Here is a 20,785-nt window from a genome sequence, read left to right as displayed (position 1 = left end):
GTGGCCGCCGCCCTGAGGTTGCGGCTGGCGATGGCCCGGCGGCGGCCATGGCAACGAAGGTGGCCGCTGTGGCTGTCCTGGCCCTTGTGGCGGGGGTGGGTATTGCCCGTTCCCTGTCACCGTGTCTCCCCGATCGGCCGGTTGTCGCTTATGCCTAGCTTTGCGCCGCGACTTGACGGACCTTTGGCAAATTTGGGGCAAAAGCATACTGGCGTATCACCCGTCACGGATGTAGCAGTGCTCGGTTACAGTCCGAAATCATTCGAGGTGATCTCGGTTATCTCCCGGTCCGCGGAGCGGGCGGTGTCCTAGCTTCTTTGGCATGAATCTCCAGCAGCTCCGCTATGTGGTCGCGACTGCGGAGCACCGCACCATGACCGACGCGGCCAGGTCGCTCTACATCGCGCAGCCTGCGCTGTCCCGCGCGATCCGCGATCTCGAGCGCGAGCTCGGCATGACGCTCTTCGCACGTTCCGGCCGTGGCGTGGTCGTCACCGCACAGGGCCGCCGGGTGGTCAAGCTGGCAAGGGAGGCGCTCGACGCCGTTCACGAGATCGAGGGCCTGGCCAATCACGGCGCCGTCACCGAGGCGGAGCTCCGCATCGCCGCGACGCCCAGCCTCGAACCCGGCCTCGCCGGGCGCCTCCTGCCGGCTTACGCGTCCGAGCACCCGGGCGTACGCGTCCAGATCGTGCGCTGCGACGGCCGAGAAGGCGTCGTCAGCGCCATCCGAGATCAGCGAGCCGACCTTGGGCTCACCGATCTTCCCGTGCCCGCCGACCTCGTCACACATCCGCTCGAACGCCAGGAGATCGTGCTGATCTCCCCGCCCGGGCTCGAACTACCCAACCCGGTGCCGATGGGCAGGCTGCACGGCATGCGCCTGGCACTGCCCGCCCGCGGCAGCACCCGGCGCAGGGAGCTCGACGCGATGTTCGGCAAGTACGCGGTGACTCCGCTGGTCGTGCTCGAAACCGATGAGCGCAACGGCTGGCTCAACGCGGTGCGCGCCGGGCAGGCGTCGTTGCTGTGGTACCGCGGTATGGCCGAGCAGGCCAGCCGCGCGGGCCTGGTGGTGCGCTCGCTCGAACCCGCCGTCCGCCGCGTCATAGCCGTGGTGCACGCCCGCCGCCGGCTGCCGCTGATCGCCCAGGACTTCCTGGCCACCGCCGAGAAGGGGACTGCCGCCTGACCTTCCTCCGGAACGCTCCATGATCCCCCTACAACCCCCCGAAACCGCACCATCGATGAGGGCCCGGAACACACCGAGCCCGAGGGGCCCGGCGCCCACGCCGTGCCCCTGAGGGCCGCCCACGATATGGGCGCCCCCCGAGAGCGCCGTCCCTATCGGGACACCGGCAGCCTCACCACGACCCGCAGCCCCGGCTCGGCGTCCTCCAGAGCCACCGTGCCGCCGTGCGCCCGCACGGTCTCCCGCACGATGGCCAGCCCGAGCCCGGCGCCGCCCTCGTCGCGGCTGCGCCCGGAGTCGAGCCTGGTGAAGCGGTTGAACACGCGCTCGCGGTCCTGCTCGGGAATGCCCGGACCGTCGTCGGCGACCGTCAGCACGCCGTCGCCGGTCAACGCGACCTCGACCTTGGAGGAGGTGTGGCGCACCGCGTTGTCCATCAGGTTCGTCAGCACCCGGCTCAGGTCCAGCGCGTCGCCGCGGACCACGACCGGGTCGCAGACCCTCAGGCTCGCCTCGCCGTACCTGTCGACGATCTGGCGCACCACCTCGTCGAGGTCGACCGGCTCGCTCCTGGCCGGTACGCCGCCGCGCTCGTCCAGCCGGGCCAGCGCCAGGAGGTCCTCGGCCAGCCTGGACAGCCGCATCGTGTCCTCCAGCACGCCCTCGGCGGTCTCCTGCCAGTCCTGGCCGTCGGGATGGCCGAGCGCCACCTCCAGTTGCAGCCTGATGCTGGCGAGAGGGCTGCGCAGCTCGTGCGCGGCGTCGGACACCAGCGCCCGCTGGCGCTGCTCGGCCTCCTCCAGCCGGGCCAGCATGTCGTTGAGCGTGGTGGCCAGCGAGTGCACCTCGTCCCGCGACTGCGGCACCGGCAGCCGGCGCGACCTGGCCGTGTGGGTGATGTCGGCCGCGCCCATGCGCAGCGCGGCGATCGGGCGCAGCGTCCGGCCGATCATGATCCAGCTCGCCACCGCCAGCAGCACGACCAGCGCGGGCGTGCCGATCAGCAGGACCCGGCCGGCCGTGGCGAGGCTGGTCTGGATCTCGTTGATGGGCCTGGCCGCGATCACGGTCTGCCCGCGGTCCGCGCTGAGCACGATCACCCGCAGATATCCGGAGATCGCGTACGGCCGGCCGTCCAGCAGCGTCGCCTGCCCGTCGCGCAGCACCTTCGCCCGGGCCGCGGCGTCCAGCAGCGGCACCAGCCGGTCGGTGCCGTACGTGACGTGCGTGATGCGCCCCTGGGCGTCGATGACCTGCACGATCGTGCCGTCGTGGGTGGTGATCGGGCTGGTCAGCGTGCCGGCGTCGGCCGCTACGCGCACGGTCTGCGCCTGCTGCCTGGTGCTCTGGTCCACGGTGTCCATCAGCGCCCGGTCCAGGACGCTGACCAGCACCGACGCCGACAGCGCCAACGCCAGCGCGAGCACCGCCGCGGCCGCCACGCTGAGCCTGAACCGCAGCCCCTGCCGCCGCCACCAGACCAGCGGCGACTCAGCCACCGTCGCCCGCCAGCCGGTAGCCCGCGCCGCGCACGGTCTGCAGCGCGTTCCTGCCGAACGGGGCGTCGATCTTGCGCCGCAGGTAGCCGACGTACACCTCGACCACGTTCGGGTCGGTGTCGAAGGTGTCCCACACGTGCTCGAGGATCTCCGACTTCGACACCACCTCGTCGCGCCTGCGCATCAGGTACTCCAGCAGCGCGAACTCCCGCGGCGTCAGCTCGATCGAGCTCCCGTCCCGCTCGACCCGGCGCCGCGCCGGATCCAGCGACAGGTCGCCGGCCGTCAGCACCGACGGCCGCCGCCCCGCGTCGCGCCGCAGCAGCGCCCGCAGCCTGGCCACCAGCACCACGTACGAGAACGGCTTGGTCAGGTAGTCGTCGGCCCCCAGATCGAGCCCGTCGGCCATGTCGTATTCGCCGTCCTTGGCCGACAACATGAGGATCGGTACCCAGTTCTCCTCCGCGCGCAGCCGCTTGCACACGTTGTAGCCCGACAGCCTCGGCAGCATGATGTCGAGCACCACGACGTCGTATTCGCCCTGCCGGGCCGCGTGCAGTCCCTCCTCGCCGTCGTGGGCGAGGTCCACGGCGAAGCCCTCGGCCTGGAGCCCGCGCTGGAGAGCGGCCGCCATCCGCCGTTCGTCCTCGACCACAAGTACCCTCATGTGCCAATTCTCCTGTTCCGGCGCTGAGACGACGCTGAGAAGCCTGAGAGACGTCTCAGACTGTCTCAGGTCCCCCTAAGGATGCGTGACGCAGGCTCTAGGCATCGACATACGGTTAAGGAGTGAGATGCGTAGAGGCACGCTCGTGAGGTGGGGGGTCCCGATCGCGGCCGCAGCCGTGATCGGAGCCGCGATCGGCGCCGGCCCCGTCATAGCCGCGGTCAGCGGCGAACCCGTGCTGCCGGAGCGTTCGGCCGAGCAGTTGCTCGCCGACGCCGCGGCGGCGACCAGCAAGGAAGGCGGCATCCCGCCGATGTCCGGCACCGTCCAGCAGACGGCGTCGCTCGGCCTGCCGGCGCTGCCACAGGGGATGGGCGGCGCGTCGTCACCGCTCAGCCTGCTGTCCGGCTCGCACGAGGTGAAGGTCTGGTACGGCGCCACCGACAAGCTCAGGGTGGCCCTGCCGACCCAGCTGAACGAGACCAACCTGATCGTGAACGGCGACCAGGCCTGGTACTGGGACAGCGCCACCAACACCGCGACCAAGCTGACGATCAAGGCCCCGGCCGGGAAGCAACAGGCCGCGCCCACGCCCCAGCCGACCGACCTGACGCCGCAGCAGGCGGCGCAGCGGGTGCTGGCCGGGGTCGACGAGCACACCGCCGTCCGGGTGATCAACACGGCGGAGGTGGCGGGCCGGTCCGCCTACCAGCTCGTGCTGTCCCCCAAGGACGAGGGCTCCCTGGTTCAGGAGGTACGCATCGCGCTCGACGGCGAGACGTACGTGCCGCTCCAGGTGCAGGTGTTCGCCAAGGGCTCGGCGGAGCCCGCGTTCCAGGTCGGCTTCACCCAGGTGACGTTCACGCCGCCGGCCGCCGAGAACTTCACCTTCACCCCGCCCGCGGGCGCCAAGATCGAGGAGTCCACGCTCGGCGAAGCGGGCCTCGGCCAGAAGGCCGAGGAGCACGCGGACAAGACCACGGACGTGGCAGACAAGGCCAAGCTCGTCGGCGAGGGCTGGACGAGCGTCGCGGTCGTGCCGTTCTCACTGTCGGACCTGCAGAGCCAGGTCCCGGAGGGATCCGAGGGCGCCGACGCGAGCGCCATGATGGACAGCGTGCTCAAGTCCGCCACCCCGGTGAGCGGCACGTGGGGCTCCGGCAAGCTGATCAAGACCAAGCTCGTCACCGTCCTGCTGACCGACGACGGCCGCCTGTTGGCCGGCGCGGTCACGCCCGAGGAGATCATCAAGGCGGCGGGCACCAAGTGACCGTCGTCATGCAGGAAGCGGGGGCGCCCTTCGGGGCGGCCCCGCCCTCGGGGGAGAGCGCGATCGTCACCCGCGGGCTGACGAAGCGTTTCCGCGGCGGCCAGGTCGCGGTCGACGCGCTGGACCTGACCGTGCCGCGCGGCTCGGTGTTCGGCTTCCTCGGGCCGAACGGCTCCGGCAAGACCACCACGATCCGCATGCTGCTGGGCCTGGTCACGCCGACGGCCGGCGAATACTCCGTGCTCGGCCTGCCGTCCGCCCAGGCCCTGCCCAGGGTGGGGGCGCTGGTCGAGGGACCGGCCTTCTACCCGTACCTGTCCGGCGCGGCCAACCTGCAGCGCTTCGACGCCGCCGACCCGACCGCGCCCCGCGCCACCGCCAGGGAGCGGATCGCCGACGCGCTGGAGCGTGTGGGCCTGTCCGCCGCCGCGGGCAAGCGTTACCGCAACTACTCGCTCGGCATGCGCCAGCGCCTGGCCATCGCGGCCGCCCTGCTCGGGCCGCGCGAGCTGCTCATCCTGGACGAGCCGACCAACGGTCTCGACCCCCAGGGCACTCGCGAGGTCCGCGCACTGGTCAAGGAGATCGCCGCCGACGGCACCACCGTCTTCGTCTCCTCCCACTTACTGGCCGAGGTCGAGCAGATGTGCACGCACGCGGCGATCATGCGTACCGGCAGGCTCGTCGCGCAGGGCACGATCGCCTCGCTGAGCAGCGGGCTCGTCGCCCGGGTCAAGGTGGAGACGCCGGACGCGGCCGACGCGGCGCGGGTGCTCGGCGGGCTGGGCCTGGCCGACGTGCGGGCAGCGGACGCGGAGGTGACCGCCGATCTGGGCGGGCACGCGCCGGAGAAGATCAACGCCGCGCTGGTGGGGGAGGGCGTGGCCGTACGGGGGCTGGCGGTCATGCGGCCGAGCCTCGAGGACGTGTTCGTCGGACTGACAGGGGAGGGATTCGATGTCGACGGCTGAGACCCGAACCCGGGCGAACGACGCGGAAGGGGCGCCTGCCGGCGACGGAGATGGGACGGCGATGACTGAGATGGGGAGCCGGCGCACCCCCGGGCTCGTACCGGTGACGGAGACGCTGCGCAGCGCCGAACGCCACCCGCCCGAGCAGCCCGCACCGCCCCGGCCGCAGGCGCCGGCCAGAAGAGCGGGGGCGTTCTGGCGGCTGCTCGGCTCGGAGCTGGGCTTGACCTTCCGCCGCCCGCGCAACCTGGTGATGCTCGCCGTGCTCGCCCTCGTGCCGGTCGTCATCGGCATCGGCCTGCGGCTCGCCGGCGACTCGGACGACCAGGTGGGCGGGATCATCCAGGCCGCCATGGGCAACAGCCTCATGCTCACGTTCGTGTCGTTCTCCTTCCTCGTGCTGCTGCTGATGCCGGTCGTCATCAGCGTGGTCGCGGGCGACTCGATCGCGGGGGAGGCGGGCGCGGGAACGCTGCGCTACCTGCTGGCCGCGCCGGCGGGGCGGACGCGGCTGCTGGCGATCAAATACCTCAACGCGGTCGTCTTCGCTTACGCGGTCACCGCGGTGGTGGCGCTGTCCGCGCTGCTGACCGGGCTCGTCCTGTTCCCGGCGGGGCCGGTGACGCTGCTGTCGGGCACCACCATCTCGGTGGCGGACGGGCTGCTGCGGATCCTCATCGCCGTCGGGTACGTCGGCGCCGGCATGGCCGCGCTGGCCGCCATCGGGCTGGCGCTGTCGACGTTCACCGAGGTGTCCATCGGGGCCATCGCGGGCACCATGGTGCTGGTCATCATCTGTCAGGTGCTGCGGGCCATCCCCCAGCTCGACCCGATCACCCCGTATCTGCTGCCGACCAGGTTCACCGACTTCGACGCGGTGCTGCGCAGCCCGATCGACATGGGCGCGCTCGGGGAGGGGCTTCTGACGTTCGGGGCGTACATCGTGTTGTTCGGCTCGATCGCGTGGGCGCGCTTCTCCGGCAAGGACATCACGTCCTGACGGGTCTGACGGCCCAGTCCGAGCGCCGCCCGCACGTGCGGGACGGCGCTCGGCCGCGTCGTGCGGCCCCGGCCGCCGGTGGCCGAGCACAGGGAAGCGCCCGGCCGTAGAGGAGGCGTCAGGCCATTGGGCGCTGGGAGCGCCCGGCCGTGGGAGCGGCGTCAGGCTGACGGACGGTTGGGAGCGCCCGGCGGGGGAGGGGCGTCATGCCGACGGGCGGTTGGGAGCGCCCGGCGTGGGAGCGGCGTCAGGCCGACGGGCGGCGGCGGAGGCCGAGGGCGGCCAGCGCGACGCCGATGACGCCCACCGCCAGGCCCGCTCCGCCCAAGAGCCGCGCGGTCCCGTCAGACGACGGCAACGACTCCACCGCCACCGAAGTCGCCGTCGGCGACACCGCCGCCGCAGCGGCGCCGGCCGAGGCCGACGGGGACGCGCTCGCGGCGGGGACCAGCTTGAGCAGCGGGGCCGGGTGCTCGGCCTCCGTCCCGTCCGTCTTCGGCGCCTCGGACCAGTCCACCACCTCGCCGCTCGAATACGTCTGCTTCGTCGGGAACATGAGCTGGCCGGTGTCCTTGGGCAGTTGCCCCATGGACACCTCGAACTCCTGGAACTCGCCCGGATTGATCTTGCCGCCCGACCAGACGACCTTGGTGACGGCTTCCTCCAGGTCGCCGTACTCGGTCTTGACCGGCGCGGGCAGCTTGCTCTCCGTCACCTTCACCTCCCACCCGGGCACGGGCTTGACCGACACGAATGCCAGCGGGTGGTCGGCGGGGAAGCTCACTTCGATCTTGGTGGTCGAGGCGTCGTCGCGCTCGTTCGGCACCCGGAAGGCGACCTTGGTGAACCCGCCCTGCTCGGCGGTGCCCGGCTGGATGGTGACGTGGGCCAGCGCGGGCAGGGCGAGGCCGGCGGTGAGGGCGGTGGCCGCCGCGAGCACGGTCGCGGCACGGCGTACGAAGGACATGGCGAAACTCCACTTGGCTGAGAGAAAGAAGAACGGGTGTCAGATGGTCAGGCGGGAAGTGGAGGACCGCGCCTGGCCACGCAATGCCGGAGAATCCCCGGTCGGAATGGGACGAACCCGGTGAAGACCACCGGCACGGACGGCCGTACGGCGGGGACGGCCACCGGCCGCAGCAGCACGAGACGGCGGCCGAGGCGGCGCAGCAGCGACCAGAGCGCGGCCTCGCCGCGCGCCAGCCACAGGCCCGTGATCAGTGTCGCCGTCAGGTGCGCGAGCAGCATGCCGGCGTTGATCGCCAAGCCGCCCCCGTGTCCGTGCACGGAGACGTAGGCGGTGGTGTCGTCGACCGCGAACAGCTCGTGCAACCCCAGTTGCGCCCCGGCCAGCACGACGTTGATCGTCGCGGTCGAGCGCTCTCTGCCGCACAGCGCCAGCCCGAAGCCGGCCACCGCCGCGAGCCCCAGCCCGGCGGCCCACGGCGCGGGAGCCGAGCCGCCGCCCAGCACGTGGGAGAGTGCGGCAAGGGTCACGCAGACGGCGGAGAAGGCGGCCGTCCGCGCGAGTCTCAGGGGGAGTTGCGCGCGCATGGGTGTGCCACATGGTCTCACGGGGCAGGGTCTTATGAGACCTCGAGTGCACAATGCCTGGTCGCATGGCGGCTTTTGTCGCTAGGGTCGTGCCGATCGCGTTGACATAGAGGTGAGAACGTTGCGGCACTTGGGTGGTTTGCTCATCGGGCTTGTGGTGACGGTGGCCGTTCTGGGAGGCGGCGGCTGGGCCGCGCAGCGGGCCCTCGGCATTGCCGCGGCGCCCCCACCGGACCCCCAGCAGATGTGGATCGCGCTCGGCGCGATGGCCGCGGTGGGGCTGGTCGTCGGATTGGTGGTGGCCGGCCGGGTCTCGCCGCTGGCGACGTTCGTGCCTTCGATGGTGCTGCTGGCCTGGACGGTCGTCTACGCGCTCGACATGAACCGGGCGCTTTCCTTCATTCCGGCCGAGCCGTCGGTGAACCAGATCATCAGGGACGCCGGCGCGGGCGACAAGACCATGCTCACGAGCGGCGTGTTCGCCCTGCTGGGCGTGCTGTTGTTCATCCCGGTCCTGATGCCGTCGCGCTGGTCGCGCCAGCGCGACGACATGGATGAGGACTACGAGGAACAGCAGGAGGGCAGCTACTACTGAGCGCTGCTGCCGGTGTAGAGCCGGGTGACGACGTCCTCGATCGAGGCTTCGTCGGGCGCGGTGGCCATCAGGTCCTCCAGCGTCCCGTCGAACGCCAGCCGCCCGTGGTCGATCAGCATCACCCGGCGGCACAGGCGTTCGATGTCACCGAGGTCGTGCGTGGTCAGCAGCACGGTCGTGCCCTGCTCGGCGTTGACCCGGCGCAGGAAGTCACGGATGCCGGCCTTGCTGACCACGTCCAGCCCGATCGTCGGCTCGTCGAGCACCAGCACGTCGGGCGCGTGCAGCAGCGCCGCCGCCAGGTCGCCGCGCATGCGCTGCCCGAGGCTGAGCTGCCGCACCGGCGTGCGCAGGAATGTCCCCAGGTCGAGCGTCTCGGTCAGCTCGGCCAGCCGGGAGCCGAACGCCGCGCGGTCGACCTTGTAGAGCAGCCGGATCAGCTCGAAGCTGTCGGCCAGCGGCAGGTCCCACCACAGCGTCGTACGCTGCCCGAACACCACCCCGATGCGCCGCGCCAGCGTGGTGCGCCGCCGCGACGGGTCGAGCCCGGCCACGCGTACCCGCCCCGAGGTGGGCGTGAGGATGCCGCACAGCATCTTGATCGTGGTGGACTTGCCCGCGCCGTTGGGCCCGAGGTAGCCGACGAACTCTCCCGCCGACACGGTGAACGACAGGTCGCGTACGGCGTGCACGACGTTCCTCTTGACCTTGAACGAGCGTCCCGCCTGGTCAAGCTCGATCATTCTCAACTCCCCGTGGATCGGTAGTGTCTGACGCCCTGCCGCCAGGCGAGCCCGGCCGCCAGGGCGAGGACCAGCGCGGCGGCCGGTCCGAGGAAGCGCATGAACTCCGGCGTGCCGAACGGATCGTCCCGGCCCAGCACGTACAGGCCGGGCTGCCAGTTGATGAAGGCCAGCGGGAACACGTACGTCACGCCGCGGACCAGGTCGCGGCCGTAGATGCTGAACGGGTACTGGCTGAGCTGGTGGCTGCCGTAGGTGAAGGCGTTGGCCACCTCGGGCGCGTCGGTCAGCACGAACTGCATCGCCCCGGCCAGCGTCCAGATCGCCGCGAAGATCACGATTCCCGTGACGATCATGACGGGGATCATCCAGGCGCGCCGCCCGTCGACACCGAGCGCGGCGACGGCGTAGCCGAGGACGAGACCCGCCTGCACGATCCGCCCCAGCTTGTTGGCGTTGAAGCGGTCGGTGGCGAGCTGGATCCACGCGCTCACCGGCCGGATCAGGAACGTGTCGAGCGTGCCGGCCCTGATGTGCTGGCCGACCCGGTCGACGTTGCTGACGAACATGTCGCAGATGGTGAAGGAGATGCTGGCGGCTCCGTACAGGAAGAGGACCTCCTCGCGGGAGAACCCGCCGAGGTCGGTGGTGTTGGCGAAGACGACCAGGATGACGGCCACGTCGAGGGTCGCCGTGACCAGGCCGCCCACGTTCATCAGCCAGAACGAGAGCGGGTAGGCCGCGGCGGCCCGGATCCACGTCCAGGCCAGCAGGAAGTACGTCCTAACCACCCTGGATCACCACCTTGTGGCGGATCGCCCGGGTGCCCAGCGCGCCGAGCCCGAGCAGGACCGCGGCCCACAAGACCTGGAAGGCGAGCGTCTCCAGGACCGGGGCCTTGCCGAGGTAGAGATCGGTGGGCAGCTGCACCATGGCCGCCCACGGCAGCACCGCGGCCAGGTCGCCGAGCCAGCCGGGGAAGATGTGCAAGGGCACCATCATGCCGCTGAAGAACGTGGTCAGGACCAGCGACGCGACCGCCACGCCGCGGTCGTCGACCAGCCAGCAGACCGACAGCGCGACCAGGTAGCGCCAGCCGAAGCTGACCACGACCGCGATCGCGAACCCCGTCAGGAACGCCAGCCACCGCCCGGGATCGGCGGGCACGACGATGCCGAACAGCGCCGCCCCCAGCAGCATCGGCGGGATGCCGCGGACGAGGAACAGGTAGGCGGCCCGGCCGAGGTCCTCGGCCAGCGACCACAGCTGGAGCGAGGCCGGGCGGACCAGGTCGAGCGCGATGTCGCCGCTGCGGATGCGCTCAGGAATGCCGAGACCACCCCCGAACAGCTGCATCGGCCCGATGAACGCCTGGGTGACGAAGCAGAAGGTGATGGCGTCGGTCAGGTCGTAGCCGGCGAGGCCGGGGCGGGCCTGCCAGAGTTCGATGAGGAGGTAGGCGCGCAGGACGCCGAACACGCTGTTGGTGAACGCGCCGGCGAGCGCTGCCCAGACGTAGGTGGAGTGCTTGCGGAAGCCGTACCGGACGAGCCGGGCGTAGAGGGGGAAGGTTTTGCACCTCCGGTGTGTGAGGACACGGACACGCGCCGTGTCCGGACCCGTGCACGGGTCCGCCGATGGAGAGCATGGAATTATGCGTCGCGGCGGCAGCGGTCCGCAACGGGATAAACGCAGTGCAGGGCCGGCCAGGACGCTACGACCGCGGGAAACCTCGATACTGCTGGGCCCGGAACTCGCTGGGCAGGAGGCCGGCGCGGCGGGTGAACAGCCGGGTGAAGTAGGCGGGGTCGTCGTAGCCGACACGCCGGGCCACTGCGGCGATGGGGAGATCGGTGGTGGCCAGCAGGTCCTTGGCCTGGTTGAGCCTGACCGACAGCACGTAGTCCTTGGGGCTGAGCCCGGCCAACCGCCGCACCGCCCGGCGCAGCTCGGCCAGCGGCATGCCGAGGCGGCGGGCGTGCTCGGAGATCGGGACGGGCAGGCACGCGTTGCGTGCCAGGCTCTCCAGGATCGGGTGGCCGAAGGGGTCCTCGTCGGCGCGGGCGTGCCGCAGCGCGACGAGCACCTCGTGCACGATGGCCGACGTCTCGACCTCCAGGTAGGGGCCGCCGCGGCGGACCGTTTGTGCGATGCGGCCGATGGCGTGCACGGCCGGCTGGGCGGTCGTGAGCGGCGTCACCGGACGTTCGGGATCGACGAAGCCCAGGTCCTGGTAGGCGTGCGCGGCCGGTCCCGCGAAGTCCACGAACCACTCGCTCCAGCCGGGGGCGCGCGGTGCGTAACGGTGTTCGACGCCGGGCAGTAGCCAGATGACCGCGGGCGCCTCCACCTCGGCGGGCGGCCCGCCCGCGTGCGAGAACCAGCCCGAGCCCTCGTCCACGACGACCGCGACGTGGTGGGGCAGGACGCGCGGTCCCACCGTGGGCAGCATGCCCTGCTGGTGGCCGACGCCGAGGCAGACCAGGCCCAGCCGGCGGTGCCGGGGGTCTGGTGTGAGGTAGCGCATCCACTGCTGGAACGCCATCGGTTGGTTCTCCCAGCGCACACGTCAAGTCCAACAAGGGCCGAAGGTTTGTCCATGGCCGGCCGCCGCCCGCTCGGCCAGGCTTGAGACCGCGAAATCTTATCCAGAAGAGGACAAATGCGTAATTTCACGATAGAAGCGGGCGCGTTCCGCCTGGACGGTGAAGAGTTCCGGGTCCTGTCCGGGGCGCTGCACTACTTCCGCGTGCACCCCGAGCAGTGGCGGCACCGCCTGGCCATGCTCAAGGCGATGGGGCTCAACACCGTCGAGACCTACGTACCGTGGAACCTGCACGAGCCCCGTCCCGGCGTCTTCGACCGGGTGGCAGACCTCGGAGCCTTCCTGGACGCGGCGGCCGAGCACGACCTTCTGGCCATCGTGCGGCCGGGGCCGTACATCTGCGCCGAATGGGACAACGGCGGCCTGCCCGCCTGGGTCACCGGCCGGATCCGGACCAGCGACCCCGAATACCTCGCGCACGTGGACCGGTACTTCGACCGGATCATCCCCGAGGTGGCCGGACGCCAGGTCACCCGAGGCGGCAATGTGATCATGGTGCAGGTGGAGAACGAGTACGGCTACTACGGCACCGACCGCGCCTACCTCCGCCACCTGGCCGACGGATTGGCCGCCCGTGGCGTCGAGGTCCCCCTCTTCACCTCCGACGGCCCCGGCGACGTGTTCCTGACCGGCGGCACCCTGCCCGGTGTGCTCGCCACCGTGAACTTCGGCTCCGACCCGGAGACGGCCTTCGCCACGCTGCGCGCGCACCGGCCCGGCGATCCGCTGTTCTGCATGGAGTTGTGGGGCGGCTGGTTCGACCACTGGGGGCAGCAGCACGTCGTGCGCGACGCCGGGGACGCCGCCGACGTGCTCGATCGCGTGCTCGCGGCAGGCGCCTCGGTGAACCTCTACATGGCGCACGGCGGCAGCAACCCCGGCACCTGGGCCGGGGCGAACCGGGCGGGCGAGATGGCGACCGGTGAATGGCGGCCGATCGTGACGTCCTACGACTACGACGCGCCGATCGACGAGCGCGGCGCGCCCACGGACAAGTACTGGCGCTACCGCGAGGTGCTCTCGCGCTACGCGAAGGACCTGCCGGACGTGCCGCCCACGCCCGCGACCCTGCCGCCGGCGACGTTCGCGCCCACCGCGTCGGTACGGCTGCGCGACGCGCTGGAGGCGATCGCCCTGCCCGAGGTGACGGCCCCGGCCCCGCCCTCGTTCGAGGATCTGGGCCTGGACCACGGCCTGGTGCTCTATCGGATGACCGTGCCAGGGCCGCGCGAGCCGTACCCGCTGACCGTGCCGGACCTGCGCGACCGCGCCCACCTGTTCGTGAACGGCGAGCTCGTGGCGGTCCTGGAGCGGGACCGGCCCGCGCCGGAGGTGCGGGTGCCCGGGAACGCCACCGTGGAGCTGCTGGTGGAGTCCATGGGCAGGCCCAACTACGGGCCGCTGATGGGTGAGCGCAAAGGGCTGCTCGGCGGGGTGCTGCACCAGCAGCAGTACCTGCACGGCGGCACCGCGACACCGATCCCCCTGCGCGACGTCTCAGCGGTGCCGTTCCGGGAGGAGGTGACCGGCGAGGCCCGCTCGTTCTTCCGCTGCGAGCTGGACGTCGCCGAGCCCGCAGACGCGTTCCTCGCGCTGCCCGACTGGGGCAAGGGGTACGTCTGGGTGAACGGCGTCCTGCTAGGCCGCTACTGGGACAAGGGCCCGCAGCGCACCCTCTATATCCCGGCGCCGCTGCTGCGGGCCGGCCTCAACGAGATCGTGCTGCTGGAGTTGGATCGGCCCGGCACGACCCTGCAGCTCCGGCAACGGCCGGACCTGGGCTGACGCGCCGGTCCATCTGGTCACGCCGGCGCAGGTTCCCCAGCGGAGCTTGTGACCCGCCTGGACGGCGGCGACGCCAAGGTGCCGAGCTGAGGGGCCGACGGCCTCAGGAGGCGATGGCGGCCGCCTCTTCCGCATCGACCTGCTGGTTCCAGTCGCGCTTGACCGCGCGCCAGCCCTCGTCGTCCACCCCGGCACGCCAGTAGCCGGAGATCGACAGCTGATCGAGGCCGATCCCCCGGTCGATGCGCAGGTGGCGGCGGAGCTGCTTGACGAACCCGGCCTCGCCGTGCACGAACGCGTGCACGGCGCCGTCCGGGAACTCCAGCCCGCGTACCGCGTCCACCAGCGCCTCGCCCACGGGACGGCCGCCCCGGTGGAGCCAGGTGACGCGCGCGTCGGCGGCCGTGCCGAGTTTCTGCTCCTCCTCGGGCCCGTCCACCTCCACCAGGACGTGCGCCAGCACGCCTTCCGGCAGCGCCTCCAGCGAGGCCGCGATGGCCGGCAGCGCGCTCTCGTCGCCCACCATGAGGTGCCAGTCCGCCGCGGGGTCGGGCGCGTAGCCGCCACCGGGGCCGAGCAGGTAGACGACGTCCCCGGGCACGGCGCGCTCGGCCCACGGCCCGGCCAGTCCCTCGTCGCCGTGGACCACGAAGTCGATGGTCAGCTCGCGGGTGTCCGGGTCCCAGGCGCGCACGGTGTAGGTGCGCAGCCGCGGCCACAGCTCGCGCGGCATCGTCTCCCGGCACGCCTTCACGCTGAACGGCTGGGGATAATCGGCACCTTCGACGAGAAAGACGATCTTCACGTAGTGGTCGGTCAGGCCGTAGGTGGCGAAGTCGGCCAGCCCGTCGCCGCCGATCACGACGCGGACCATGTGCGGCGAGAGCCGCTCGGTCCGCAGCACGACACCCCGATGATGATCTGCCGGCTTCTCAGCCATATGGGAAGGCCCCCTGACGAATTTAGGTATACCTAACCTTATCGTCTGCCGGGCGTGCCTCGCCAGTCGTACCGGATCGGCGATCTATCAGGCGGCCGCCGTGTCATCCATCGACGCGGGGCGGGCGCCCACCGCGCGCAGGAAGCGCGCCATGTGCCGGAACGCCAGCCGCGCCTCGGGCAGCACGTCCGCCAGGATCGGGAAGACATGCGGCATCCGGTCCCATTCCTCGTACCAGACCGGCACCCCGTGGCACCGCGCCCGCTCGGCCACCCGCCTGGCCTCGTCCCGCAGCACTTCCGTCGAACCGGTCACGATCATGAGCGGCGGCAGCCCGGTGAAGTCGCCGTGCACCGGCGAGACGAGCGGATCGCGCGGATCCAGTCCCGAGGTCCACCGGCGCGCCAGCCAGCGCACGCGGCTGGCCGGGAGCAAGGGGTCCTGCCAGCGGTTGCCGCGGCGCGGGGAGTCGGTCAGGTCGGCCCACGGAGACAGGCAGATCGCCGCCGCGGGCAGCGGGCGCCCCTGGTCGCGCAGCGCCAGCAGGGTCGCCAGCGTCAGATGGCCGCCCGCGGAGTCCCCTGCGAAGATGATGTCCCCGGGGGCGTGGCCGCGGCGCAGCAGGCAGTCATAGGCGTCCAGCGCGTCGGCCAGCGAGTCCGCCAGCTTGTGCACGGGGCCCTGGCGGTAGTCGAGGGCCAGGACCGGCCGCCTGGCCGTCACCGACAGACGCCAGGTGATCGACCGGTGCGTACGCGGGGAGCAGGAGAAATAGCCTCCGCCGTGGAAGTAGAGCACCGCTTTGCGCTCGTCGAGCCCCTGACCGCCGCGCACCCACTCACCACCGCACGACGAGAAGGCGGCGGGCACGATGGTGACGTGCGCCGGATGGGGCACCTGGATCAGCCGCGTGACATCGCCGAGCATGGCCGCCCCGACCAACGCGAGGTGATGGCGCATCAGGAGGCTGGAAACCGGCTTCAAGGTCCCGCGCATCAGGCTGGTCAACGCACGGGCCTGCCAGCTCAAGGGGTAGCCCGGAACCACATCCCCATCGATTTGCATTATTTGCCCTCCGATGACCTTCTTCCCCTCTTGGCCATCGTCCTACCGGCCAGTAAGTATCTCGTGCCTTACGGGGATATTTCGGCGTTGTGTCGGGCTGATGGGCGTCATCGCCCTCTTCTGCCCCGCCAGAGCCAACTTTCACAAAACTTTCCCGCCGCCATGCCGTATCGGGAGACGAAGGGCGGCTCGCGTTGCCGGGCGCTGACCTTCCTCCCCGCTGCCGAGCCCGCTGCTCAGCCGGAGGTGGGGCGTGTTTCCGCTCTCGGAGAAGACGTTCCGCCGTGGGCGATGAGGCGGTGCCGCGACCGAGCCAGGAAGGCATGGTGAGGAAACGGACTGACCCGCGGAGAGGCGGTGGCTCGGATGGTGGCCGTGGAAATGCTGGGCTCGGGGGAGTGGCTGGGAGCGGAGATCCGCGACAGCGACGCCTGGAAAGTGGTGCTCGACGAGAGGCACCGGCAGGAAGTGCTCGACGCGGTCCGGGCGGTGGAGGCTGACGAGATCGACCGGAACGCGTTCCCGCTGCCGGCACTGGGGCCGGTCCTGCGGCGGGTCCGGGACGAGCTCGTGGGCGGTCGCGGATTCGCGCTGATCCAGGGCGTGCCCGTCGGCGCGATGAGCGAGCGCCAGTGCGAGATCGCCGCGCTCGGCCTGGCCGGCCACGTCGGCGCGATCGTCCCGCAGGGACCCGGCGGGGAGCCGCTGATGCACGTGCGCGACACCGGGGCCGACCCGTCCCGCGGTCAGACGCGCAGCTACCAGCACAGTGGCCGGCTCGGCTATCACAGCGATCCCACGGACATCGTCGCCCTGCTCTGCCTGCGCCCCGCGAAATCCGGCGGGCTGAGCGCCGTCGTCAGCTCCGTGGCGGTGCACAACGAGGTGGTGCGGACGCGCCCGGACCTGGCCGAGGTGCTCTACCAGCCGTGGTGGCACGACAGGCGCACCGGTGACGGCCCCGACAGCTTCTACACCAAGCCGATCTGCACGCCGCGCGCCGGCGGCGGCGTGTCCATCGCCTACGGCCCCGACTACATCCGCTCGGCGCAGCGTGGCGCCTGCGTGCCCCCGTTCACCCCGGCGCAGGAGGAGGCGATGGACCTCCTCGACCGGCTGTCCGACGACTCCCGGTTCGCGCTCACCATGGACCTGCGTGAGGGCGACATGCAGTTCCTCGACAACCACGTCGTCCTGCACAGCCGCACCGCTTATGAGGACCACCCGGAGCCGGAGCGCCGCCGCCATCTCCTCCGCCTCTGGCTCGACGCCGCACGATCGGACCGGTGAACGCCCGGACCCCTTGGCAAACACGTAACCAGTAGGTTACGTTTCTTGGGTGGACGAGATTGCAGGGGCCATCGCGGACCCGGTGCGGCGGAGCATTCTGGTGATGCTCCGGGATGGGCGGCTCTCCGCCGGAGAGGTCGCCGAGCGGTTCTCGATCAGCCGGCCCGCCGTGAGCCGTCACCTGCGCGTGCTGAGAGAGAGCGGGCTGGTCCGCGCCGAGCTCGTCGGCAGGCAGCGCTTCTACATGCTCGATCCCGAGCCGTTCACCGAGCTGGTCGCCTGGCTTGTCCCGTTCGTCCGGCCCGCCGGGTGGGAAAACCGCCTCGACGCGCTGGAGACAGAGGTTTACCGAACCCGCCGCGAACGCCGCCACAACGGCCCCGGCACCGCCACGGCGGACGACAGGAAGGAAGGCACGGCATGAGCCCTCGCCCCACCGGCAGGCTGTTCGGGACGAGCACGGGAAGCGATCTCGTGCTCGTCCGGACCTTCCGCGCGCCCATCGAGGACGTGTGGGCCAGTGTCACCGAGTCCCACCGCACGGCCCGCTGGTACGGGCCGTGGGAAGGCGAGGCCGGGCCCGGCCGTACGATCAAGGTGCAAATGCTGTACGAGGAGGAGCAGCCCTGGTACGAGCTGCACATCGACGCGTGCGAACCACCGCGCCGGCTGGCCGTTTCCGCGCTCGACGAGTTCGGCGCCTGGCGGCTCGAGTTGCTGCTGTCCGAGACGGACGGCACGACGGAGCTGCGGTTCGTGCAGCACCTCGACAGCGTGGACGGGCTCGGCGAGGTCGGCCCCGGCTGGGACTACTACCTCGACATGCTCGCGGCCGCCTTTGACGGCTCGCCCCAGCCGGACTTCGCCGACTACTACCCCGCGATGCAGCACTACTACCGAGACCTGTCCGCGGGAACCGGCGACTGAGCTCCCGCGGAGCGGCCCTCAGCGCACCCGGACCTGGGAGGCCGCCGTCCCCCCGCCGGACGCCTGCCAGCCCGCCACCACCGCCGGGGAGGCGGCGAGGGCACGGGTCAGGGCCACGGTCACGGTCGTCGTCCCCTTGCCGGAAACGGTGACGACGCGGCTGCCCGCCGTCCCCTGAGCGTCGCGGACGAACAAGTGCGCCTTGCCGGCGGCCCCGGCCCGCAGCGTCACCTTCACCGCGTCCTGGCCGCGCACGGCGGAGATCACCCGGCCGCTCTCCGACGCCTTCGCCGCCGGCCCGCCCGCGAGCGGGACGTGGATCCGGACCGCCTGCTCCAGCGACTGCGGGGAGTCCAGGCTGGACAGGGCGGTGTCCGGGATCACCGGGTCGGGGACCGGCCGGTCCGCGGGCGGCCGGTAGCCCGGCAGCGTCGCGACGCCCCACCGGTACGGGTCGCCCTGCACGCCGCCCCACGTCGACCAGCCGATCCGGGTCTGGCCGGTCTTGTTCTGGGTGTCGGAGTCGTACACCAGGATGTTGAGGCCGAGGTGCGCGGGATCGACGGCGCCGGGCAGGAGCTCCATCGGGATGGCCAGCTCGACGGCGTACTCGCCGGCGGACACCTTGGAGGCGATCCGCACGCTGGTGGCCGGGCCCTGGCGGTTGTCGGCGTCGCGCAGGGCGCACGGCGGCCCTTCGGCCGTCACCGGCAGCACCGCCGCCTTGAACGTCGTGGAGGTGTTCTCGGACGTGCCGCGCGGATCGAGGGTGACCTCCACCGAGTCGGTACGCCAATGCCGCTTGCAGTCGGCGCCGGCCAGCCGCGTGCCGAGCACGTCGTCCTTCACCTGGACCAGCGCGTACAGCGTGTCGTCGCGCCAGGCGAGCCGGGCCGTGCCGGAGCAGTCGGCCGCCGACGCGCACGCGGCGCCCTCCCACAGGCGGGAGAGGTCCAGCGCGGGCCCGGCGTATTCGCCCTCGCCGGCCACCCCGTCGACGGTGAGCTCTGTCGTGGCCTGCGGGATCGAGGCCGCGGGGACGAGCTCCAGCGCGGGCCGGCCGGTGACCGTGCCGTCCACGGTGATGGTGTAGGCGTAGTCGCCGCCCTCGTTGGAGGTTTTCAGCGAGGGGTCGGAGTTGGTGACGGTGAACGGCACCGTCGTCGAGGCCCCCGCGGCCAGGCCGCTGTAGGCCGCCTCGGTGCGGTCGGCGGTGAACCCGGCGGGCAGGTCGATGCGTACGGTGCCGGACCGTGTGGCGTCGCTCACGTTGGTGACCACGACGCCGACCTGCCGGGAGCCGCCGGACGGGAGGGTGAGCACCGGCGTGACCAGGCCGCGCAGCTGCTCCACGCCCAGCTCGGCGACCCATTTCTCGTACTGGGCGACCTGGGGGAGGAGCTGCTGCCCGCCGCGCACGGCGGGACCGGCCTCGACCTGCCGGTCGGTGTAGCCGCCGCCCCGCTCGGTGGTCAGCACGGCCCCGATGCGGGCCCGCCCGGCGGCGCCCTGCGGCGGCGTCACCGTGAACGCCGCCGACCCGGCGCGCCCGGGAGCGATCCTGCCCAGGTCGCCGGAGCCGCTGACCTGCCAGCCCGCGGGCACGCGCAACGCCGCGGACGAGCGGCCCAGCGCCTCACGAGGCGGCGCGGCCGCGGTGACCTCGACGCTGAACGACGTTCCCGGGCGGACGTCGAAGGCGCTGGTCCGCAGGCCGAACCGGGTGCCGAGCGGTACGGCGCCGGGCGATCGGGTCAGTGCGCCGTCGAGGATCGCCGTGGGCGCGGCCGCCGCCGCGGTGCCCGGCTCGGGAACCGGCACCCGGGCGTCCACCTGCGTGAAGAAGTCGCAGCCGAGCTGGTTGGGGTCGGCGGGCACGTCGGGGAAGACGGCCCAGCCCTGGGAGGCGTACGTGCGCTGGGCCTCACGCTCGATGGCGGCCCACGTCCGGCCCTGGCCCTGCGAAGCGCGCCCGCTCCACACGCCGTACACGTTCTGCGCCGGGTTGGCGGGACGGAACGTCGCGGCGCAGGACGGCCCCGTCTGTGAGGTGCCGCGCGCCCCGCCGGTGAGCAGGCGGGCGGGCGCGAAAGCCCGCAGTCCCTCGCGGGTGATCTGCTCGGGGAACGCCTTGGGGTCGGCCGCCGCGTAGAAGGCCTGGATGGCCAGCCGCGCGGCCTGCTGGTGGTTGCCGTGGTTGCCCGGCGTGGGAGCCGGGTCCATGGTCAGCAGGATCTCGGGCCGGGTCTGGCGGACGATCCTGACGACCTTCTCCAGGGTGTCGCCGCCCCAGACCTGGTCGGTCAGCGGGGCGCTCACCGTGTAGTAGAAGTCGACGTCGTCGAGGTTGAACACCTCTTGCACGCCGGCCTTCGCCACCGCCGTCCGCTCCTCGGACTCGCGCAGCAGGCCGAGCGCCGGTCCCTCCTCGGGACCGACGGCGTTGCCGCCGCCCTCGCCCCGGGTGACGGTGACGACGCCGGTCCGCACGCCGTGGTCCTCGTTCCACTGGCCGAGCGTCGACAGGGTGAACGCCTCGTCGTCAGGATGCGCGCCGACGAACAGCGCGTCGAGGTCCACGGGCGAGTCCGCGTGCGAGCCGGCGGGGGCGGCGGGGGCGGGTAGGACGGCCAGTACGGCCGCGGCGGCCAGAACCATGAAAGTGCGCACGGAACCTCCGGA

20 protein-coding genes are annotated in these 20,785 nt (G+C 71.7%); 9 read left to right on the top strand and 11 right to left on the bottom strand.

The window, feature by feature from the left end:
* Nucleotides 1–322: 322 nt before the first annotated feature.
* On the top strand, nucleotides 323–1,192 hold the full coding sequence (locus ACTMTI_RS17000) for a LysR family transcriptional regulator (protein WP_441121319.1): 870 nt from the start codon (nucleotides 323–325) through the stop codon (nucleotides 1,190–1,192).
* A gap of 152 nt (nucleotides 1,193–1,344) precedes the next feature.
* Here ACTMTI_RS17000 and ACTMTI_RS16995 read toward each other — a convergent pair whose 3' ends face one another.
* Together ACTMTI_RS16995 and ACTMTI_RS16990 are read right to left on the bottom strand one after the other, a co-directional pair.
* A complete protein-coding gene (locus tag ACTMTI_RS16995; protein ID WP_441121318.1) occupies nucleotides 1,345–2,691 on the bottom strand; it encodes a sensor histidine kinase in 1,347 nt (448 codons plus the stop codon).
* Nucleotides 2,684–3,358 carry a response regulator transcription factor gene (locus tag ACTMTI_RS16990; RefSeq protein ID WP_441121317.1) on the bottom strand — a complete coding sequence of 225 codons (675 nt, stop codon included), beginning with the start codon at nucleotides 3,356–3,358 and terminating at the stop codon, nucleotides 2,684–2,686. Before ACTMTI_RS16990 ends, ACTMTI_RS16995 begins: the two co-directional genes overlap by 8 nt.
* Before the next feature lie 127 nt (nucleotides 3,359–3,485).
* On the opposite strand from ACTMTI_RS16990, the gene ACTMTI_RS16985 reads away from it, so the two are divergent.
* From ACTMTI_RS16985 to ACTMTI_RS16975, 3 genes are all read left to right on the top strand, one after another.
* Complete coding sequence (locus ACTMTI_RS16985; RefSeq protein ID WP_441121316.1) at nucleotides 3,486–4,628, top strand: LolA family protein; 1,143 nt, start codon at nucleotides 3,486–3,488, stop codon at nucleotides 4,626–4,628.
* Entirely contained in the window at nucleotides 4,625–5,599 is a 975-nt protein-coding gene (locus ACTMTI_RS16980) for an ATP-binding cassette domain-containing protein (RefSeq protein WP_441121315.1), read from the top strand. Before ACTMTI_RS16985 ends, ACTMTI_RS16980 begins: the two co-directional genes overlap by 4 nt.
* A 61-nt stretch (nucleotides 5,600–5,660) precedes the next feature.
* Nucleotides 5,661–6,599, top strand: a complete 939-nt coding sequence (locus ACTMTI_RS16975; protein WP_441121314.1) for an ABC transporter permease — start codon at nucleotides 5,661–5,663, stop codon at nucleotides 6,597–6,599.
* Nucleotides 6,600–6,846: 247 nt separating this feature from the next.
* On the opposite strand, the gene ACTMTI_RS16970 is transcribed toward ACTMTI_RS16975, so the two are convergent.
* Complete coding sequence (locus ACTMTI_RS16970) at nucleotides 6,847–7,566, bottom strand: YcnI family copper-binding membrane protein (RefSeq protein WP_441121313.1); 720 nt, start codon at nucleotides 7,564–7,566, stop codon at nucleotides 6,847–6,849.
* A gap of 47 nt (nucleotides 7,567–7,613) precedes the next feature.
* A complete protein-coding gene (locus ACTMTI_RS16965) occupies nucleotides 7,614–8,153 on the bottom strand; it encodes an MFS transporter (protein WP_441121312.1) in 540 nt (179 codons plus the stop codon).
* 154 nt (nucleotides 8,154–8,307) lie between these two features.
* On the opposite strand from ACTMTI_RS16965, the gene ACTMTI_RS16960 reads away from it, so the two are divergent.
* Nucleotides 8,308–8,748 carry a hypothetical protein gene (locus tag ACTMTI_RS16960; protein WP_441121311.1) on the top strand — a complete coding sequence of 147 codons (441 nt, stop codon included), beginning with the start codon at nucleotides 8,308–8,310 and terminating at the stop codon, nucleotides 8,746–8,748.
* Here ACTMTI_RS16960 and ACTMTI_RS16955 read toward each other — a convergent pair.
* From ACTMTI_RS16955 to ACTMTI_RS16940, 4 genes are all read right to left on the bottom strand, one after another.
* Complete coding sequence (locus tag ACTMTI_RS16955) at nucleotides 8,742–9,491, bottom strand: ABC transporter ATP-binding protein (protein ID WP_441121310.1); 750 nt, start codon at nucleotides 9,489–9,491, stop codon at nucleotides 8,742–8,744. The genes ACTMTI_RS16960 and ACTMTI_RS16955 overlap by 7 nt on opposite strands.
* A gap of 2 nt (nucleotides 9,492–9,493) precedes the next feature.
* On the bottom strand, nucleotides 9,494–10,282 hold the full coding sequence (locus ACTMTI_RS16950; RefSeq protein WP_441121309.1) for an ABC transporter permease: 789 nt from the start codon (nucleotides 10,280–10,282) through the stop codon (nucleotides 9,494–9,496).
* Nucleotides 10,275–10,970, bottom strand: a complete 696-nt coding sequence (locus tag ACTMTI_RS16945) for an ABC transporter permease (RefSeq protein WP_441121308.1) — start codon at nucleotides 10,968–10,970, stop codon at nucleotides 10,275–10,277. The genes ACTMTI_RS16950 and ACTMTI_RS16945 overlap by 8 nt, the downstream gene beginning before the upstream one ends.
* A 235-nt stretch (nucleotides 10,971–11,205) precedes the next feature.
* The gene (locus ACTMTI_RS16940) at nucleotides 11,206–12,036 is read right to left on the bottom strand and encodes a helix-turn-helix transcriptional regulator (protein ID WP_441121307.1); all 831 of its coding nucleotides are present in this window, start codon (nucleotides 12,034–12,036) and stop codon (nucleotides 11,206–11,208) included.
* Between the two features lie 117 nt (nucleotides 12,037–12,153).
* Between ACTMTI_RS16940 and ACTMTI_RS16935 the strand changes: the two genes are divergently transcribed.
* Entirely contained in the window at nucleotides 12,154–13,881 is a 1,728-nt protein-coding gene (locus tag ACTMTI_RS16935) for a glycoside hydrolase family 35 protein (protein ID WP_441121306.1), read from the top strand.
* Nucleotides 13,882–13,984: 103 nt separating this feature from the next.
* Here the strand turns inward: ACTMTI_RS16935 and ACTMTI_RS16930 are convergent, their stop codons facing one another.
* On the bottom strand, nucleotides 13,985–14,821 hold the full coding sequence (locus ACTMTI_RS16930; protein WP_441121305.1) for a siderophore-interacting protein: 837 nt from the start codon (nucleotides 14,819–14,821) through the stop codon (nucleotides 13,985–13,987).
* Between the two features lie 87 nt (nucleotides 14,822–14,908).
* Complete coding sequence (locus ACTMTI_RS16925) at nucleotides 14,909–15,781, bottom strand: alpha/beta hydrolase (protein WP_441121304.1); 873 nt, start codon at nucleotides 15,779–15,781, stop codon at nucleotides 14,909–14,911.
* A gap of 471 nt (nucleotides 15,782–16,252) precedes the next feature.
* On the opposite strand from ACTMTI_RS16925, the gene ACTMTI_RS16920 reads away from it, so the two are divergent.
* The 3 genes from ACTMTI_RS16920 to ACTMTI_RS16910 are packed head-to-tail and all read left to right on the top strand — an operon-like array spanning nucleotide 16,253 to nucleotide 18,103.
* The gene (locus ACTMTI_RS16920) at nucleotides 16,253–17,176 is read left to right on the top strand and encodes a TauD/TfdA family dioxygenase (RefSeq protein ID WP_441121641.1); all 924 of its coding nucleotides are present in this window, start codon (nucleotides 16,253–16,255) and stop codon (nucleotides 17,174–17,176) included.
* 49 nt (nucleotides 17,177–17,225) lie between these two features.
* Complete coding sequence (locus tag ACTMTI_RS16915) at nucleotides 17,226–17,600, top strand: metalloregulator ArsR/SmtB family transcription factor (protein ID WP_441121303.1); 375 nt, start codon at nucleotides 17,226–17,228, stop codon at nucleotides 17,598–17,600.
* Nucleotides 17,597–18,103, top strand: coding sequence for an SRPBCC family protein (locus ACTMTI_RS16910; protein WP_441121302.1), 507 nt, complete (start codon nucleotides 17,597–17,599; stop codon nucleotides 18,101–18,103). Before ACTMTI_RS16915 ends, ACTMTI_RS16910 begins: the two co-directional genes overlap by 4 nt.
* 18 nt (nucleotides 18,104–18,121) lie before the next feature.
* On the opposite strand, the gene ACTMTI_RS16905 is transcribed toward ACTMTI_RS16910, so the two are convergent.
* A complete protein-coding gene (locus ACTMTI_RS16905; RefSeq protein WP_441121301.1) occupies nucleotides 18,122–20,773 on the bottom strand; it encodes a sugar-binding protein in 2,652 nt (883 codons plus the stop codon).
* Between the last annotated feature and the right edge of the window lie 12 nt (nucleotides 20,774–20,785).

The organism is Nonomuraea sp. H19 (assembly GCF_052068215.1).
Taxonomy (GTDB): Bacteria; Actinomycetota; Actinomycetes; order Streptosporangiales; family Streptosporangiaceae; genus Nonomuraea.
Note: the sequence above shows the minus strand (reverse complement) of the source record. Positions and strands in the feature narration are given on the sequence as shown.

Bases quoted from the DNA above. Each gene is read 5' to 3' on its own strand.
- ACTMTI_RS17000 (WP_441121319.1), top strand. From the start codon at position 323: ATGAATCTCCAGCAGCTCCGCTATGTGGTCGCGACTGCGGAGCACCGC.
- ACTMTI_RS16990 (WP_441121317.1), bottom strand. From the start codon at position 3,358: ATGAGGGTACTTGTGGTCGAGGACGAACGGCGGATGGCGGCCGCTCTC.
- ACTMTI_RS16985 (WP_441121316.1), top strand. From the start codon at position 3,486: ATGCGTAGAGGCACGCTCGTGAGGTGGGGGGTCCCGATCGCGGCCGCA.
- ACTMTI_RS16975 (WP_441121314.1), top strand. From the start codon at position 5,661: ATGACTGAGATGGGGAGCCGGCGCACCCCCGGGCTCGTACCGGTGACG.
- ACTMTI_RS16970 (WP_441121313.1), bottom strand. From the start codon at position 7,566: ATGTCCTTCGTACGCCGTGCCGCGACCGTGCTCGCGGCGGCCACCGCC.
- ACTMTI_RS16965 (WP_441121312.1), bottom strand. From the start codon at position 8,153: ATGCGCGCGCAACTCCCCCTGAGACTCGCGCGGACGGCCGCCTTCTCC.
- ACTMTI_RS16955 (WP_441121310.1), bottom strand. From the start codon at position 9,491: ATGATCGAGCTTGACCAGGCGGGACGCTCGTTCAAGGTCAAGAGGAAC.
- ACTMTI_RS16940 (WP_441121307.1), bottom strand. From the start codon at position 12,036: ATGGCGTTCCAGCAGTGGATGCGCTACCTCACACCAGACCCCCGGCAC.
- ACTMTI_RS16935 (WP_441121306.1), top strand. From the start codon at position 12,154: ATGCGTAATTTCACGATAGAAGCGGGCGCGTTCCGCCTGGACGGTGAA.
- ACTMTI_RS16930 (WP_441121305.1), bottom strand. From the start codon at position 14,821: ATGGCTGAGAAGCCGGCAGATCATCATCGGGGTGTCGTGCTGCGGACC.
- ACTMTI_RS16925 (WP_441121304.1), bottom strand. From the start codon at position 15,781: ATGCGCCATCACCTCGCGTTGGTCGGGGCGGCCATGCTCGGCGATGTC.
- ACTMTI_RS16920 (WP_441121641.1), top strand. From the start codon at position 16,253: ATGGTGGCCGTGGAAATGCTGGGCTCGGGGGAGTGGCTGGGAGCGGAG.
- ACTMTI_RS16910 (WP_441121302.1), top strand. From the start codon at position 17,597: ATGAGCCCTCGCCCCACCGGCAGGCTGTTCGGGACGAGCACGGGAAGC.